10 protein-coding genes are annotated in these 17,633 nt (G+C 59.0%); 9 read left to right on the top strand and 1 reads right to left on the bottom strand.

All coding sequences use genetic code 11. The features are described from left to right. The first annotated feature begins 26 nt into the window (after nt 1-26). Genes WMO45_RS07710 through WMO45_RS07700 form a run of 3 tightly spaced genes read left to right on the top strand, consistent with a single transcriptional unit; the run spans nt 27 to nt 3,901 of the window. Nucleotides 27-1,805: a V-type ATP synthase subunit A gene (locus WMO45_RS07710; protein ID WP_349140028.1), complete on the top strand. Its 1,779-nt coding sequence runs from the start codon at nt 27-29 to the stop codon at nt 1,803-1,805. Further along, complete coding sequence (locus WMO45_RS07705; protein WP_349140027.1) at nt 1,802-3,184, top strand: V-type ATP synthase subunit B; 1,383 nt, start codon at nt 1,802-1,804, stop codon at nt 3,182-3,184. The genes WMO45_RS07710 and WMO45_RS07705 overlap by 4 nt, the downstream gene beginning before the upstream one ends. A gap of 3 nt (nt 3,185-3,187) precedes the next feature. Next, nucleotides 3,188-3,901: a V-type ATP synthase subunit D gene (locus tag WMO45_RS07700; RefSeq protein ID WP_349140025.1), complete on the top strand. Its 714-nt coding sequence runs from the start codon at nt 3,188-3,190 to the stop codon at nt 3,899-3,901. Between the two features lie 204 nt (nt 3,902-4,105). Here WMO45_RS07700 and WMO45_RS07695 read toward each other — a convergent pair whose 3' ends face one another. Continuing rightward, nucleotides 4,106-5,191: a substrate-binding domain-containing protein gene (locus tag WMO45_RS07695; RefSeq protein ID WP_349140023.1), complete on the bottom strand. Its 1,086-nt coding sequence runs from the start codon at nt 5,189-5,191 to the stop codon at nt 4,106-4,108. A 299-nt stretch (nt 5,192-5,490) separates the two neighbouring features. Between WMO45_RS07695 and WMO45_RS07690 the strand changes: the two genes are divergently transcribed. From WMO45_RS07690 to WMO45_RS07665, 6 genes are all read left to right on the top strand, one after another. Then, nucleotides 5,491-10,899: a polysaccharide lyase family 8 super-sandwich domain-containing protein gene (locus WMO45_RS07690; RefSeq protein ID WP_349140377.1), complete on the top strand. Its 5,409-nt coding sequence runs from the start codon at nt 5,491-5,493 to the stop codon at nt 10,897-10,899. 409 nt (nt 10,900-11,308) lie between these two features. Next, nucleotides 11,309-11,608: a toxin-antitoxin system toxin subunit gene (locus WMO45_RS07685; protein ID WP_349140022.1), complete on the top strand. Its 300-nt coding sequence runs from the start codon at nt 11,309-11,311 to the stop codon at nt 11,606-11,608. A 1-nt stretch (nt 11,609) separates the two neighbouring features. Further along, the gene (locus WMO45_RS07680; RefSeq protein ID WP_349140021.1) at nt 11,610-11,747 is read left to right on the top strand and encodes a hypothetical protein; all 138 of its coding nucleotides are present in this window, start codon (nt 11,610-11,612) and stop codon (nt 11,745-11,747) included. A gap of 34 nt (nt 11,748-11,781) precedes the next feature. Then, nucleotides 11,782-12,411: a M15 family metallopeptidase gene (locus tag WMO45_RS07675; RefSeq protein ID WP_349140019.1), complete on the top strand. Its 630-nt coding sequence runs from the start codon at nt 11,782-11,784 to the stop codon at nt 12,409-12,411. Further along, nucleotides 12,408-12,611, top strand: coding sequence for a hypothetical protein (locus WMO45_RS07670; protein ID WP_349140017.1), 204 nt, complete (start codon nt 12,408-12,410; stop codon nt 12,609-12,611). Before WMO45_RS07675 ends, WMO45_RS07670 begins: the two co-directional genes overlap by 4 nt. A 280-nt stretch (nt 12,612-12,891) precedes the next feature. Next, on the top strand, nt 12,892-17,633 hold a 4,742-nt coding region (locus WMO45_RS07665), incomplete at its 3' end, for an Ig-like domain-containing protein (RefSeq protein WP_349140015.1).

Genomic DNA, 17,633 nt, shown 5'->3' with positions numbered 1-17,633 from the left:
CCCCGACGAGAAAGAAGGTTGAAACATTGAGCGGAAAAATTGTTAAGGTCTCCGGTCCGCTGGTGGTAGCTACCGGGCTGACCGACGCCAATATGGCCGACGTGGTCCGGGTGGGTGAGCAGCGCCTGATCGGTGAGATCCTCACCATGAACGGCGACGCTGCCTCCATCCAGGTGTATGAGGAGACCTCTGGCCTGGGTCCCGGCGCAGTGGTGGAGACCACGGGCGCCCCCCTGTCTGTGGAGCTGGGCCCTGGTATCATTGAGAATATCTACGACGGTATCCAGCGTCCCCTGGAGGAGATCATGAAGAAGACCGGGGGCAACAACCTGCCCCGCGGCGTGGAAGTGCCTGCCCTGGACCGGGAGAAGAAATGGGAATTTACTCCCGTGGCCAAGCCGGGCGACAAGGTTTCCGGCGGCGATGTGATTGGAACCGTGCAGGAGACCAGCGTGGTGCTCCACAAGATCATGGTGCCTCCCACCCTGAAGGGTACCATCGAGTCGGTACAGGCCGGTTCTTTCACCGTGCTGGACACGGTGGCGGTACTGGTGGATGAGCGAGGGGTGCGCCATGAGCTGACCATGGTGCAGAAGTGGCCTGTGCGTGTAGGCCGACCCTATAAGCACAAATATCCCCCCAAGACCCCCCTGCTCTCCGGTCAGCGGATCGTGGACGCCATGTTCCCCGTGGCCAAGGGCGGCACTGCCGCCATCCCCGGCCCCTTCGGCTCGGGCAAGACGGTCATGCAGCACCAGCTGGCCAAGTGGTCCGACGTGGATATCGTGGTCTACATCGGCTGCGGCGAACGCGGCAACGAGATGACCGACGTGCTGCGGGAGTTCCCTGAACTGGTGGACCCCCGTACCGGCGAATCCCTGATGAAGCGCACGGTGCTCATCGCCAACACCTCCGACATGCCGGTGGCCGCCCGTGAGGCATCCATCTACACCGGTATTACCATTGCTGAGTATTTCCGTGATATGGGCTACGATGTGGCCGTCATTGCCGACTCCACCTCACGCTGGGCCGAAGCTCTGCGTGAGATGTCCGGTCGTCTGGAAGAGATGCCCGGCGAGGAAGGCTACCCTGCCTACCTCTCCTCCCGCCTGGCCCAGTTCTACGAGCGGGCAGGCATGGTGGAGTGTATTTGCTCTGAAGGGGATCGGCGCGGCTCCCTCACCGCTGTGGGCGCGGTATCTCCTCCCGGCGGCGACCTGTCTGAGCCTGTCAGCCAGGCTACGATGCGTATTGTCAAGGTGTTCTGGGCGCTGGACGCTTCCCTGGCCTACCGCCGCCACTTCCCCGCCATCAACTGGCTCAACTCCCACTCCCTGTACCTGGACTCCCTCAAGCCTTGGTATGACGAGAATCTGGGGCCCCAGTTCATGGTCAACCGGGATAAGTCCATGTCGATCCTTCAGGAGGAGGCCAGCCTGAACGAGATCGTTCAGCTGGTGGGCAAGGACTCCCTCTCCCCCGCTGACCAGCTCACTCTGGAGACGGCTAAGATGCTGCGGGAGGATTTCCTGCAGCAGAACGGCTTCATGGAGGTGGACTGGTACTCCAGCTATGAGCGCCAGGATAAGATGCTCTCCATGATCCTGGATTACGATAAGCTCTGCCGAGTGGCCATTGAGAAGGGGGCTGTGGCGTCCGAGCTCTTTACCATCCCCTTCCGGGAGAAGATGGGCCGGGCCAAGAGCGTACCCGATGATCAGTTTGTCGCCGTCTATGCTGATATGGCCCGGGAGATGGAGGAAGAAATTGAGGCGGTCATCGCCAAGGGAGGTGCTGAGGAATGATTCGTGAATATCGCACGATCCAGGAGATCAACGGCCCTCTGATGGTGGTGCGCAAGGTACAGGACGTTACCTACGACGAACTGGCGGAGATCGAGCTGCCCGACGGCAGTATTCGCCGCTGCAAGGTGCTGGAGGTCAACGGAGACAACGCAGTGGTGCAGCTTTTTGAGTCCTCTGCCGGTATCAATCTGGCCCAGTCCAAGGTACGGTTTTTGGGCCATCCCCTCCAGCTCCCTGTGTCCGGGGATATGCTGGGCCGGGTGTTCAACGGCATGGGCCGGCCCATCGACGGCGGGCCGGAGATCCTGGCGGAAGAGTACCGGGATATCAACGGTATGCCTATGAACCCCGCCGCCCGGGACTACCCCAACGAGTTTATTCAGACGGGTATCTCCACCATTGACGGGCTTAACACCCTGGTCCGCGGTCAGAAGCTGCCCATTTTCTCCGGTTCCGGTCTGCCTCACGCCGCACTGGCTGCCCAGATTGCACGCCAGGCCAAGGTGCTGGGGGACGACGCCGGCAACTTTGCCGTGGTGTTTGCTGCCATCGGTATCACGTTCGAGGAATCCGACTTCTTCGTGCAGGAGTTCCGCCGTACCGGCGCGATCGACCGCACGGTGCTCTTCACCAACCTGGCCAACGACCCGGCGGTAGAGCGTATTGCCACTCCGCGTATGGCGCTTACTGCCGCGGAATACCTGGCCTTTGAGAAGGATATGCACGTGCTGGTCATCCTCACCGACATCACCAACTACGCCGAGGCCCTCCGCGAGGTGTCTGCGGCCAAGAAGGAAGTCCCCGGCCGCCGTGGTTACCCGGGCTATCTGTACACCGACCTGGCCACCATGTACGAACGGGCCGGCCGTCAGCTGGGCAAGAAGGGGTCCATCACCATGATCCCCATTCTCACCATGCCCGAGGATGACAAGACTCACCCCATTCCCGACCTGACCGGCTATATCACGGAGGGACAGATCATCCTTTCCCGTGAACTTTACCGCAAAGGCGTTATCCCGCCGGTGGACGTGCTGCCCTCCCTGTCCCGTCTGAAGGATAAGGGCGTGGGTCCCGGCAAGACCCGTGAGGATCATGCTGGCACCATGAACCAGCTGTTTGCCGCCTATTCCACCGGTAAGGAGAACAAGGAGCTGATGAGCATCCTGGGTGAGGCCGCTCTGTCTCCCACCGATCTGCAGTACGCTAAGTTCGCTGATGAATTTGAAAAGCGCTATGTCTCCCAAGGCAACGATGAAAACCGCTCCATCGAGGAGACGCTGGATCTGGGCTGGGAGCTGCTGAGCCTGCTGCCCAAGGCGGAACTGAAGCGGATCAAGCCGGAATATATCGAGAAATACCTCCCCAAAAAGGAGGGATGATCCATGCCCGCGATTAACGTGAATCCCACCCGGCAGGAGCTGACGAGGCTGAAGGGACGGCTGCGTACTTCCATCCGGGGCCACAAGCTGCTCAAGGATAAACGGGATGAGCTGATGAAACAGTTCATGGATGTGGTGCGGGAGAACCGGGCACTGCGGAAAAAGGTGGAGGAGGGCCTGGCTCGCGCGCATGGTTCCTTCACCGTGGCCTCTGCGCTCATGTCCACCGAGATGCTGGAGCAGTCCCTCATGTATCCCAAGCAGAGCGTGGAACTGGATATGACCTTCCAGAATATCATGAGCGTCAATGTGCCCCAGTACCACTTCAAGACCCGCAGCGAGGAGCCTGGAGAGATCTACCCCTATGGCTTTGCTGCGACCTCCGGCGAGCTGGATGGTGCGGTGGAGGCCCTGTCCGGAGTCTTTCAGGATATGCTGAAGCTGGCCGAGATCGAAAAAACCTCCCAGCTGCTGGCTGAGGAGATCGAAAAAACCCGCCGCCGGGTCAATGCCCTGGAGTATGTCAAGATCCCTCAGATGGAGGAGGCGATCAAGTATATCTCCATGAAGCTGGACGAAAACGAGCGTTCCAACACCATCCGTCTGATGAAGGTGAAGGATATGCTCCTTAAGGAGGCTATCGAGGAGAAGCGGGAGGCCGACGCCCGTGCGGTGGAAGCCTTCGGCGGTCACCCGGACGACCCGGGAGAGCTGTAAACGCGGCGGCAGGTACGCTGCTTCCGCAAGGATGGGGAAAAGAAAAAGGTACTGCCCGGATGTTCTCCGGGCAGTACCTTAATTTTTTGACAATCTGTTTTCGGAAGGAAAAGACAGTGAATGGGACGCCTTCTCCCAGAGAAGTGCTGGAGATCACAGGGGGAAAACGGGCGGGCATGCGGCCGTTTTTGCCCGGTGTGGGACTCAGCGGAGAAATGCCTGAGAGGCATCGGCCGAGCCGTTGCTGTGCAGCAGCACAGAAGGGGGAATGAAAATGGTCCCGCTGGGTGGATAGGCCCCTTTGATGACATGGTCAAACAGATATTGGGCCGCCCGATAGCTCTGGAGAGGGACTTTTTTATCCACAATCGCGGTCAGAGTACCGCTCTCCAGTGCCTCCAGACTTTCCGGGAAGAGATCGCTGCCAATGAGGCGAACCTTGCCCTGAAGACCCAACTCCTCCACCAGAAGGCTCATCATCACAGTGTGCCGGGCGCTGGTGGAATAAATGGCGAGAACTTCCGGGTCCTGGGTCAGCAGGGTGCGCAGCTGCTGCTCGGAGACATGCACATCGGAATGGTAGGTCGTCTGAAGGGTCACACCCGGCGCATGGGCGCGCAGGTAACTCTCAAACCCCGTCATGTTGTAATACTGATCCAGCATGGCAAAGGAGCCAACGGGGTTGCCGGTTACCAGTACCCGGGCGGAGAGGTCTTTGGGCTGGAACGCGGTGAGCAGTTCAGCAGCCAGACTGCCTGCCATTTCATCGTAGGCCTTGACGCAGCACAGGCGCTGTTCGGAGTAGAGATCGGCGCCTACCAGCGTAATAGGGATCCCTTTTGCTGCTAGTTTCTCTAGAAAATACGAGGACTGAGGATGGTCGGTGGCAATGGTAATGAGCCCGGCGATCTCACCGGCATAGTGCTCATAGATTTCCCGTAGAATGGCGCCATTGCTCCCTGGCGCCAGTGGGTAATAAAATTCCATGGGTTCCACATGAAACTCGGAAACCTCACGAAAAAATTTTCGTACTCCTCGCCACAGACTCATATAGTAATAGCGGTTGTCCAGGGTAGGTTCCGGGAAGGCGATGGCCAGCTTTTGTGCTTTACGTTTGAGGGAGGAGGCCATGTAATTGGTTCGGTAACCCATTTCCATGGCACGCCGCCGGATCTCCTCACTCATCAGGGCGCTGACCCCTTCCTTTCCCTGGAGCGCCCGGTGCACCGTGGTGGCGCTGACGCCCAGTGACTGGGCAATATCCTTAAGCGTAGGCCGCTGTTTGGACATGGAAATCCTCCTTTTTCTTGCGGTTGTTTCTATGATAAAATAAGAAAAGAAAAATGTCAATGGATTTTACGAAAAATGCGAAAACGTTTACGGCTACAACAATGATACAAAGACAAAAATATGTCAAAATAATAAAAGATAATAAACCGGCATTATCATAAATTGGGTTGACAGAAAAGGAATGGGTCTATATAATTAAGTAAACGTTAACGGAAAACAGGAAGAAGGAAAACCAAGACGACGCCCTAGTTTATGGCGTGGCCGCGACCGGAAAAGGAGGAGAAATGAACGTGAAACAGATGAAACGAATGCTGGCGGCAGTGCTGTGCCTGCTGCTGGTCCTGCCTCTGGCAGCTCCCTGCGGGCTGGCAGCGGAGGATCCGGAGGAAAAACCGGCTGTGACCGTAGTTTCCGATGAACCGGAGGTGTCGGTACAGGCATCAGAGGAGCCCAGCCTGGACTTTGAACAGGATGCCGTGGGCGAGGTGCCGGCCGGATGGACAGCGGGCGGTACCGGTACCGATCCGGAGACATCCTGGGTAAAAGTGATGGAGGAAGAGGATGGGAATCACTTCCTGGCGGTCTCGGCCACGGAATACAAGAAGGATGCCCATGCTACTCTGACTTTGCCGCAGAGCATTGAAGGAGAGGCGTTGGTGAGCCTGCGGGTACAGTTCCCGGATGATGCGGCTCTCAATCCGGATGGACTGCCCAATTCTGCGGGCGTGCATCTTTATAAGGGCACAACTACCACGCCTTCTGTGAGCATCATGAACACCTCCAGCGAGCTGGGCCACCGGCCCGGCACCTCTTCCGGCAGCACCATTGGCCTGGCAAAACTGGAGCTTGGCCGTTGGTATGAGCTGGAGATCCGGGTGGATACTGCCGCGCAGACCTATTCCCTGTGGCTGGATGGTGAGGAACTGGTCACAGATGCTACATTCCGCAACAGCGGCAGTGAGGCCATTGGCAGCATCCGTGTGGCGGCGCCCAGCGGCTACAACGGCACGATCTGTGTGGATGATCTGGCCATCGAGCCGGGTGCGGCCCGGAAAATCACCGGTGTGACCCAACCGGCCCCCATGGAAGTGCCTTATGGTACTGCGTTTGAAGAGCTGGGTCTGCCGGAGACGGTTCAGGTCACCCTGGAGGATGGGCAGAGCGCTGAACTGGCAGTGGACTGGTCCTCGGAGAGCTACCTCTCCGGTCAGGAAGGCGAGCAGACTGTGACCGGTACGCTGCGTACCGGCGGAGCTTATTTGAACGACCAGGCGCTTACCGCCTCGGTGCAGGTCACGGTACAGGCCGATGCGGTGGTGCGCGACGTGCTGTCCGTAACGGAACCGGAGGACGTTCAGGTAGAGCTTGGCACCACGGCGGACCAGTTGTCTCTGCCTGCTCAGGTAGAGGTAACCCTGACCGGAGATGTGACCCGCAATCTGAGCGTGGAGCAGTGGAACTGTGAAACTTACGATCCCAATGAGGCGGGAGAGTACGTATTTTACGGCGATCTGGTGCTGGGAGCGTCGGTGACGAACACCCAGCAGCTGCGGGCCGAAATCCATGTCTGGGTCGGCATGGATGAGTTTGATATGCTGCGGGGCAAGTGGTATTACCAGATTGCCGGCAATAATGACTTCGATGAGACGGACCCCGACATCGCCGCTTACATTGACACTCTGGATACCAATGCCAACGATATTATGGAAAAGCTGGTACCGGTGAGCGGGACCAGCTATGAGGACTATTACAACGCCTTTATGACGGCCCACATGGTCTTTACCGACTACCCCATGACAGCCCAGAACAAGACCGGCTCCAGCCAGCGCACGCTGACCTATGACCGGCTCAAGAGCCTGGCGCTGGCCTATCGCACCAAGGGGTGCGAGCGCTTTGAGGACCAGCAGACCCGGGATCTTATCGTGGCGGCCATGGACTTCATGTATGATGACAATAAGTACAGCACCACCAGCGGAAGCGTGGGCAACTGGTACGATTGGGAAATCGGTACCCCCTTGCGGTATCTGGATCTGCTGGTGCTGATGTATGACGAACTGGACGCAGAGCAGATCGAGAACTTTACGGCCTCGGTGGACCACTATTCCCCCAAGGCGGACGATATGACCGGCGCCAACCGCATCTGGAAGTGCAGCGTGGTGGCTGAAAACTCCATCCTGCGCAAGGATGCCGAGAAACTGGCCAGCGTGGCTCCCGCAGTGAAGAAGGAACTGGGGTATGTCACCTCCAGCGACGGCTTCTATGAGGACGGCTCCTACATCCAGCATACCTACTACCCCTATACCGGCGGCTACGGCAAGGCGTTTATCGTCACCATGGCTCCCATGGTGGCGGTGCTGGCCGGTACCGATTATGCCATCCAGTATGAGGACGGAGCGGAAAAGATGTTCTTTAACGCCGTCTTCGACTCCTATGAGCCCTTCCTCTACAACACCGGCATGATGGACATGGTGCGCAACCGTGAAATCTCCCGGGCCGGCGGTCAGGATCACATTGCCGGCCGGCAGGTCATTCGTGCCATTATTACCCTGACCGACGCGATGGAAGGCGAGCAGAAGGCACGGGCGCTGTCCATGGTGAAGTATTTCCTGGAGCAGGATGATCGGGGATACATCTTTAAGGATGACACCGGGTTCTTCCTGGAGTACTATGTGGCTCTGCCCCATATCCTGATGGGCAAGGAGATCCTGGCTGACAACAGCATTCAGCCCCGTGGTCCGCTGGTGGGCTACTACAAGTTCCCCAGCATGGACCGGGTAGTGCAGCACACGGAGAACTATGCGTTCGGCCTGGCCATGTGCGGCTGGAACGCCCGGACTTATGAGGTGGTCAACGAAGAGGGCAAGAACATGTGGCATACCGCTGACGGCATGCTCTACCTCTACAACACCGACGAGGAAAAATACGCCGACAACTTCTGGGGCACGGTGGACCACCAGCGCCTGCCGGGCACCACGGTGGACCGGTACAACAAGTCCTCCAACTTCCGCAGCGGCGCCACCAACGGCTCGGACATTGTAGGCGGCACCGACCTGTTTGACCTGTACGGTGCCACCGCCTTTGAGATCAGCAACGGTGCCCACTCCAAGAAGTCCTACTTCTTCTTTGACGATGAAGCGGTGCTTCTGGGCTCCGATATCTCCTCCACCAGCGGCAATCCGGTGGAAACTATTGTGGAAAACTACAAAGCAAATCTGGACCTGAGCAACACCGTCACCGTGGACGGAAAGGTACAACAGCTGGGCGAGGCCCCTGAGCAGCCTGACCCGGTGGAGTACAAGACTCTGATGATTGCATCCAATACGGCGGGGAAAAATACCTCCGCCACCCGGAGCTTTGCTGAGCAGAGCAGCGGCACTCTGACCCTGGAGTACGACGCGTACTTCCCTGATAATGCAAACTTCCTGTCGGTCTCCCTCGTCTCGGGAGATCAGCTGGTCACCCAGCTGATCGTGCGGGATAACACGCTGGCCTACCGGGTCTCTACCAGCGGCAGCGGCCAGGATGGCGTGTCCAATCAGGCAGCGCTGACGGCGGGCCAGTGGCACCATGTGAAGCTGGTGGTGGATCTGGACGCCCAGCAGGCTCACTATTACCTGGACGGCAAGCAGATCACCAATGCCACCAACCATATCACTGGTGAGCCGGTGGATCTGACCAACGCAGCTTTGCTGATGGCGGACGCCAAGATCGATGGAATTCTGCTGGGTACGCCCAACGGCGGCACCGGTACCGGTTACTATGACAACCTGGTCCTTACTGCCGGCGAGCAGGTGCTGCTGAGCGAGGACTTTGACAGCGGTGTGAGCGGCGAGGCTCCCGATGGCTGGACCCGCGGCGGCAACGATACCGCCGGTAAGCTGGAATACGCTGTGCTGACCGTGCAGCCTGAGACCCCTGCCCGGGAGGATGAGTTTACCGGCGTGCATGAGGATGTAAATTACATCCACATGCAGGGCAACGTGGAAGGGGCCGATGTGGGCTACGTGTTCCCCGGTGGGGCGGATGTGACCGGCCTGCGGGAGACCCGTACCCAGAAGTGGACCCTCATGAACACCTACGAGAAGTTCTACTACGATGAGGACGTGACCAACAGCTTTATCACCATTTACCTGGAGCACGGAACCAATCCCGAGGGGGCGTCCTATCAGTACGTGATCCTGCCCGGCAAGAGCGAGGAAGAGACGGCAGCCTACAGCGCGTCCCCCGATGTGGAGATCCTCGCCAACACGGAGACGATCCATGCCGTGCGGGAGACGACTCTGGACATCACTGCGGCCAACTTCTTTGCAGCCGGGTCCTGCCCGGAGGCGCAGGTTTCCGCCGATCGTCCGGCCAGCGTGATGTTTGGGCCGGATGACGACGGCAATCTGGTGGTGTCGGTGACCGACGTGACCAACAAGGCGGAAGGAGCCATCACCATCACGCTGGACTTCCCGACAGGCGAAGTGCTGACGGGCGATGATACCATCCGCGTGGAGCAGACCGAGACGTCCACCGTATTGACGGTAGATGTGACCGGCAGCCGCGGCCAGTCCCGCATCATTACCTTTGCCGGTTTGGAAAAGCCCCCTGTGGTCACCGGCGTGACCGTCTCCCCCGCTACTGCCAGCGTGCAGGTGGGTACCACCCAGCAGTTCACCGCCGTGGTGGAGGGTGAGAACGAGCCCGACCAGACCGTGACCTGGAGCGTGGAGGGCGCTCAGTCTGAGACCACTTCCATCTCCGACACCGGTCTGCTGACCGTGGCTGAGGATGAGACCGCCGAGACCCTTACCGTCATTGCCACCTCGGCAGAAGATCCCACTGTCTCCGGCGCGGCCCAGGTTGCCGTGACCGCTGCACCGGTGAAGGTCTCCGGCGTGAAGCTGAATGTGGAGAGTGTGTACCTCTACTCCAACTTCGGGCCCCGGGGCGAGCAGCTCATCGCCACCGTAGAGCCCGGCGATGCCACCGATAAGGGCGTCACCTGGACGAGTGCCGATGAGAATGTGGTCACCGTCAACGACATGGGCTACATCACCGTAGTGGGCGAGGGCATGACCACCGTCACCGTGACCACCAACGACGGCGGCTACACCGCCGAGTGCCTGGTGCAGGTTGGTTCCTACAACGATGGCAGCGATGCCGAGGACGAGAACACCACGCCTCCCACCGAGCCCACCGATCCCGGTGAGCCCACGGAGCCTGAGAACCCGACCTTCTCCGACGTGCCTGCCACCCACTGGGCCAGCGAGGCTGTGGAGTATGTGGTGAGCGAGGGCCTGTTCAACGGCACCTCTGATACTACCTTCTCCCCTGAAATGCCGATGACCCGCGCCATGTTCTTCACCGTTCTGGCCCGCCTGGATGGCGTGGATACCACCGGCGGGGCCACCTGGTATGAGAAGGCCATGGCCTGGGCGGTAGCCGAGGGCATCACCGACGGCACCAACCCCGAGGCCACCATCACCCGGGAGCAGCTGGCTGTCATGCTCTACCGCTACGCCGGCTCCCCCGCCACTGAGGGCAGTCTGACCGGCTTTGCCGATGCCGCTTCCGTGTCCGCCTGGGCACAGGAGGGCATGGAGTGGGCGGTGGCTGAGGGCATCCTCACCGGCAAGAACGGCTCTGTTCTGGATCCCCAGGGCACTGCTAGCCGCGCTGAGGTAGCCATGATGCTCATGCGCTTTACCCAGAACCAGGAATAATTGATTTTGCGTTCTTCCTTTCCTTTTCTTCAGAACGGCCGCCGGAACTTCCGGCGGCCGTTCGTTTGCGAATGAAGCAGGAATACAGACCAGATGCCACATGTAAGAAACGAAAAGGAAGCATCTTTTCCAAAAATGTTGAATTTCTTTATAATACTTTTATTTCTTGTTCACAATCCGTTCACCATTGGACACAGAGATGCGAGTAGAATAAACATCGTCAGGAAGACCAATACACGACAAACCTTTTTCATTTCTCTCTTCTCTCTGTTCACACACCGAAAGACGGGGATGCTGGACCGGCATCCCCGTCTTTCGGCGTTTTTATGCACGAAAACATGCAACATGGCCCCCATTTCCCAGAAAGGTACAGTGGCGCAGTTGTAGCGCGCCGGAAAGGAGGAGGCATATGTTGAGCATTATGGAAATAGCAGCCCAGCCGGATGGCGGGCACCGACTCCAGGCGCAAAGTCATCGGACGGAGTGCTGGTTGGAAGGCTGGGTTGCGGTCCCGCCGGACCTGGAGGAAACCATATGGGCCTGCGGTGGGTATGGTACGCCAGAGATACTGGATGGCGTACTGACCGGTTTTACACCTGGCCAATCACCCCAGCCCGTCCAACCCGAGCATACGCTGCAGGATGATGTGGACGCTATGCTGGTGGACCACGAATACCGTCTGACACTACTGGAATTGGGGGTAAATTGACATGCTGTATCGGACACTCAAGCGGATGATCGAGCGGGGCAACACCGAGGGGATGGAGGAAAAGCTGGACATCTTCTTTGCTGCCGACAAACTCACACGGGAGGAATATACTGAATTGACCGGGCTTTTGACGGCGTAAGCCGGGGCCCGGTCTGCAAAGGAGGCGATCCAATATGCGAAACAGCCGGGATATTGATGCCCTGCGGAGCGATGTGGCGGCCAACTGCCGTGCCTGGTTGGAGCTGTGCAAAGCTGCCGGACTGGCCGTGCTGGTGACAGGCACAGTGCGAGACGAGGAGTACCAGAGGTACTGCTACGAGCAGGGTACCGCCGCCACCCCGATTCCCAGCTTTCATGGTGAGAAAGCGGGGCTGGCCTTTGACTTCTGCCAGAATGTCAAAGGAAAGGAGTATTCCGATCTGACCTTTTTCCAAAAGGCCGGAGAGCTGGGAGAATTGGTGGGATTTGAGTGGGGCGGCCGTTGGAAGAGTTTCCCTGACCGGCCTCATCTCCAGTGGAGCCAGGGCGGCAAATATACCAGCGCCATGATCCGCGCAGGGAACTATCCGCCGGATATGCCGCTGTATCAACTTCACAGCGAGGAGGAAGAGGAAGTGCAGATTTATCACTGGTTTAAGGATATGCCTGACTGGGCCCGGCCCAGCGCCGAAAAGGCGTATCATAAGGGTTTGATCCAGGCTGACCCGGAAACTGGAGCGGTCAGCGTCTATGATGTTAACCTCCAGGCCATCGTGTGGCTGGACCGCCTGGGGCTGCTGGAAGAAAAGGAAGGTACGGTATGAAGGCACGATTGGCACGGCTGATAGATGTAAAGAGCATCGTGACCATCGTCCTCACTGCCGTCTTCTCCTATTTGGCTGTGGCGGGACGGGTCCAGGTGGACCAGTTTCTTACAGTGTTTACTGTAATTATCGCGTTCTATTTTGGCACCCAGGTGCAGAAGACCGCCGCAGACAAGGGAAACGGCCAGGACGGAACGTAACACACGGCAGAACAGGTGTTAACAGCGGACCGCCCCCTTTGGGGCGGTCCGCTGTTTTATTTTGCGATTTAAACAAAAATAGAAAGAAACTATTGACGTGTTTTGATAGGAATGGTAGAATTCCAGTAGAGAGTGCACAGAAAACCAAATAGTCTATGGGCAAAAATTTGACAATTATATAAAACAGGAGTGTGATGAACCGCGAAACTTTTGTTGTCCCGCAAATGGAAATACCTGCATAATACGCCCCGGCAAAATGTGGTTTGAAGGAGGATTCTCAATGAAGCATCCCATCCGGCGTACCCTGGCAATTCTGCTTGCACTGGCGTTGCAGCTTTCCCTGGTGCTCCCCGCAGCGGGGGCCGCTCCGGCAGAAGCAGCGGACGAGATTACCCGTACCGATCTGTTTACCCATGACATGGTGACCGATAATCCGGGCGAGGTGGGTTATCAGTCCATGTACAACGATCCGGCGTTCATGACCGCCCGTGGTTACGACGGCATGACCTTCTCGCTGTTTGAGGCCGCCCAGTACGGCCTGTTGTGGGATACGTACGACAAAGAAGTTAACGGCATCACGCTTACTCAGGAGGAATATGAGGCTGCCCCGGATGATCCGGAGGTACAGGCCCAGAATGAAAAAAAGGTCTTCCCCTTTGGCAGCGAGTCCCGTGCCTGGGTGGAGCAGAAGCGGGCCGACCTGATCCGCCTGTATACGGCGGCCAAGGAAGGCGGCCAGAAGGTCTACTTCATGCAGGACATCATTGTGCTGCCCAATAAGCTCAAGACCGACCGCCCTGATATCCTGACTGACGGTAAGATCGACATCCGCAAGGCCGAGACCCAGACAGTCATGGATTACATGTATGAGGAGATGTTCACGGAACTGGTGGACGCGGAGGGCAACTCCCTGGTGGACGGCATCTACGTCCGCTATGGCGAGACCTATACCGGCGCCGGCTGGGGCATCCCCTATCACAGCGGCAACAACCCCATCATGGGGGATGAAGCGTCCACGCACCTGATTCTGATGAAGTACCTGCGGGATGAGATCTGCGAGAAGCTGGACAAGGAAATCATCTACCGCACCTGGGGGTTCGGCGCATTTCAGAACAACCCTGCTACCTACCTGGCCATCAGTAATCAGCTGGAGCCGCATGAGAATTTTTACTTTGCGGTCAAACATACAGCAGGCGATTTTCACCGCACCATTGCCTTCAACCAGTGCCTGAACATCGGCAAGCATCAGCAGATTGTAGAAGTACAGGCAGCCCGGGAATATGAGGGTAAGGGCGCCTATCCCAACTACATCGGCGACGGCGTCATCAACGGTTACGAGGAATACGAGTGGTCCATGAGCCCTGACCAGAACCAGTCCCTGCGGGACGTGGTCAACGTGGAAGGCAGCCTCATCAAGGGCGTGTGGACCTGGTCCCGGGGCGGCGGCTGGGCCGGTCCCTATATCAACGGTCCCGGCTACCCCAACGACAACGAGGACGACCCCTACCATGACCGCACCGACAAGTCCATCGCCGTGCCCAATGGCAGCGAGATGTGGGATGACCTGAACGCCTACGTCGTCACCCAGTGGGCCAAAGACACCTCCAAGACCGACAAGGAACTGGTGCTCCAGTACGCCAAGGACGTGCTTGGCATGGGCGATAAGGACGCGGAAAGTTTCTACACTCTGTGCCTCAAGTCCGCCCGTGCGGTGCTGCTGGGCCGTGCCCGGGATACCAGCGCCTACAATGTGGACGTGTGGTGGACCCGGGACGACGGCATCAACCCCACCACGTTCTGGAACAACATCAACTCTGCCTATAAAAACGACGCCATCGATGAGATGCTGGCCGAAAAGGCCGAGTGCGTCCAGCTGTGGAACGAGATGGTGGAGATCGCCGAGAATTTGGACGACAGCCTGTATGAGCAAAAGCTCATCGATTCGGATACCTCGGTGAAGGACTACATCATCATGACCACCCAGTACGGCCGCTATCTCTTCAGTATTTTTGAGCAGATGCACATCGCCGCCGCCGCCAAGAAGGTGGCTGACGAGACCGGTACCGCTTATCCTCCGGAGATGAAGCAGGCGGTGGACGAGTATGAGCGGCTGTGGGCGGAGTGGCAGCAGTTCTATGAGGACAACAAGGATAAGGGCTGCCCCACCCTCTATGCCAAGACCCGGGACTCCCTCTCCAACGGCCTGGTCTACTGCTCTCCGCTGGACGACGCCATGAAGGACATGCGCTACAGCATCACTGCCACCGACCTGCTCCAGATCGGCGTGGGTGAGACCGGTACCATCAGCTGCGCCGTCAGCCCCTATGACGTCTCGGAACTCACCTACCGCAGTGCTGACGAAGCTATCGCCACCGTAGATGAGAATGGCACGGTCACCGGCGTATCCGCCGGCACCACCCGCATCCTTGTGGAGACTGCCGACAAGGTGCTCTCCGCCGCTACCATCGTAAAAGTGGCCGAGAGCAGCTCTCAGACGGAACTGCTGTGGAGCGAGGACTTCTCCACCGACGTCTCCTCCGGCTGGAGCGGCGCCACCTGGAACGAAGAAGCGCAGAATCTCTCCGTCTCGGGAAGCAACGGCGACTCCACCCATACCCTGTCGGAGCCCGTCACCGCCGGCCAGATGATCCTGGAGGCCGACCTGACCCTGGCTGCGGCCAACCAACGCTGCTTCTTCATCGTGCAGGACGGCAGTGCCATCCTCTGTCAACTGGACTTCCGCGACACGGGTATCCTGGCCATGGACCAGGGCAACAACAACATGATCACCGTGCTGGAAAACTATGAAGCAGGCCGCACCTACCACATTACCCTGACGCTGGACACCATCACCCAGCAGTATACCGTCCAGGTGGACGACAATGCTCCCATCACCCTGGACTTCCGCAACCAGGGCGACGCGGTCACCGCTCTCCGGGCCGGTACCCGCGCCTCCGGCCAGACCCTGACTCTGGACAACCTGAGCATCCACGGCACGGTTGCTCCTGAGGAGCCTACCGCTCAGGAGGTGGCCGATACCATTACCGCTGTGGATCCCATCGGCGATACCGATTTGACCCTGTCCCTGCCTCAGGTGGGTGCGCTTTATGCAGTCACCATTGCTGAGAGCTCCAATCCCGACGTCATCGCCCTGGACGGCACCATCACCCGCACAAAGGAAGACCAGAGCGTGACCCTTACTTTCCAGGTGGAACGTCTTTCCGATGGCACGACTGCTCGTACTGCACCTTTGACTGTCACGGTACCCGCCGGCTATTCCGCTCAGGATGTGGCCGACAGCATCACCCAGGTGGACGCTCCCGCCCGGGGTGCCACGGAGCTAACATTGCCCCAGGTACCGGAAGGATTCCGTATCAGCATTACCTCCAGCTCCCTGCCCGAAGTGATCGCGCTGGACGGAACCATTCAGATTCCTGACGCGGACACAGAGGTTACCCTGGTCTTCCAGGTGGAGAAACGCTTTGCCGAGGAGGGCACGGCGGTCACTACGGCTCTGAATGTGACCGTGCCGGGCTATTCTGCCCAGGACGCTGCGGATGAGCTTGTTCTGGACGACATTTCCGTGGGCGATCTCTTCCTGACCCTGCCCGAGATGCCGACTGGCTTTAGCGTGGAGATCGAGGACGGCGGCAGCATCATTGCCCAAGACGGCCGTATCTCCCCCACCGGTCGGGAGGAGTCGGTGGATATCACCCTGCTGGTGAAAAAGCAGACCAGCGATACTGTGGGCCGCGTTACCCTCAGTGTGACCGTGCCTGCCTACCGGCTGGAGAGTTACCTGGCCGATACCTTTGAGGACCTCTCCGCCGGCACGGACCTGAAAGATACCTATGTGCCCAACCGCAACCCCGACGCCATTACCCTTACCGCGGAATCCAGCGGGGATGGGATGGCTGCCAAGCTGGTGCAGGCATCCAGCGTCTCGGGCGGTTCTGTCTTGCCCACCCGCACGCTGGCGACTCCCGCCGAGGGCCTGGTCCACTTCTCCGGCCGGATAAAAGTAGATGCCAGCACCGGTGCCTACTTTATCGCCTACAGTGCCGCAGGCAGCAAGGTGGCCCAGATCGACTTCCGTACCTCCGGCCAGGTGGAGCTGAACCAGACCGACACGCCCCTGCTGCTGCCCTCTTATGAGACAGGGCGCTGGTATACCTTTGACGTATATGTCGATTTTGCTGCGGGGAATATGGACGTGTCGGTGGACGGAACTCTGGTAGCCCAGGATATTCCCTTGGGAACTTCTGGTGTTCAGAACATTGGCCGGGTAACCTTGGGTATGCCCAATAGTAGTGCCAATACGGTCTGGTACGACGATATTTGTGTGGATGTGGTTAACACTGAGCCGGTGCCTCCCGAGCAGTACACCGTCACCGTAAAGACCCAGGGCGAGGGCGACGCATCCGCCGCGCCCACCGCGGCCGCCGAGGGGGACACTGTGACCCTGACCGCCCAGGCCGCTGAGGGCTGGCACTTTGTAAAGTGGACCAGCGAGGATGTGACGGTGTCCGAGGAAGGTACCTTCCAGATGCCCGCCAAGAACGTCACCGTCACCGCCGTGTTCGAGCAGGACGTGACCGACGTGAAGGTGGCGTCCATCACCGTCAGCGCACCGGCCGACGTCATTACCGAGGCCGGCGGCACCCTGCAGATGAGCGCCGCCGTACTGCCGGAGGACGCCACGGACAAGAACGTGACCTGGTCCGTGACCGCCGAGGACGGCAGCGACACCGCGCTGGCCAGCATCGACGGCAGCGGCCTGCTGACCGCCGGCGAGGCGGAGGGCGTGGTCAAGGTGGTAGCCACCGCCAACGACGGCTCCGGGGTCACCGGTGAGAAGTTGATCACCATCGACTTTGCCGATGAGCCCGTGGTCACCGGCGTGACCGTCTCCCCCGCCACCGCCAGCGTGCAGGTGGGTAAGGAGCAGCAGTTCAACGCCGTGGTGGAGGGCGAGAACGAGCCCGACCAGACCGTAACCTGGAGCGTGGAGGGCGCTCAGTC

The organism is Flavonifractor hominis, from assembly GCF_040095835.1.
GTDB classification, from domain to species: domain Bacteria; phylum Bacillota; class Clostridia; order Oscillospirales; family Oscillospiraceae; genus Flavonifractor; species Flavonifractor hominis.
This window is presented reverse-complemented; position numbering and strand designations above follow the sequence as displayed.

Coding starts and splice junctions, on each gene's coding strand:
- WMO45_RS07690 (WP_349140377.1), top strand. CDS start 5,491: ATGAAACGAATGCTGGCGGCAGTGCTGTGCCTGCTGCTGGTCCTGCCT.
- WMO45_RS07700 (WP_349140025.1), top strand. CDS start 3,188: ATGCCCGCGATTAACGTGAATCCCACCCGGCAGGAGCTGACGAGGCTG.
- WMO45_RS07695 (WP_349140023.1), bottom strand. CDS start 5,191: ATGTCCAAACAGCGGCCTACGCTTAAGGATATTGCCCAGTCACTGGGC.
- WMO45_RS07705 (WP_349140027.1), top strand. CDS start 1,802: ATGATTCGTGAATATCGCACGATCCAGGAGATCAACGGCCCTCTGATG.
- WMO45_RS07685 (WP_349140022.1), top strand. CDS start 11,309: ATGTTGAGCATTATGGAAATAGCAGCCCAGCCGGATGGCGGGCACCGA.
- WMO45_RS07670 (WP_349140017.1), top strand. CDS start 12,408: ATGAAGGCACGATTGGCACGGCTGATAGATGTAAAGAGCATCGTGACC.
- WMO45_RS07680 (WP_349140021.1), top strand. CDS start 11,610: ATGCTGTATCGGACACTCAAGCGGATGATCGAGCGGGGCAACACCGAG.
- WMO45_RS07675 (WP_349140019.1), top strand. CDS start 11,782: ATGCGAAACAGCCGGGATATTGATGCCCTGCGGAGCGATGTGGCGGCC.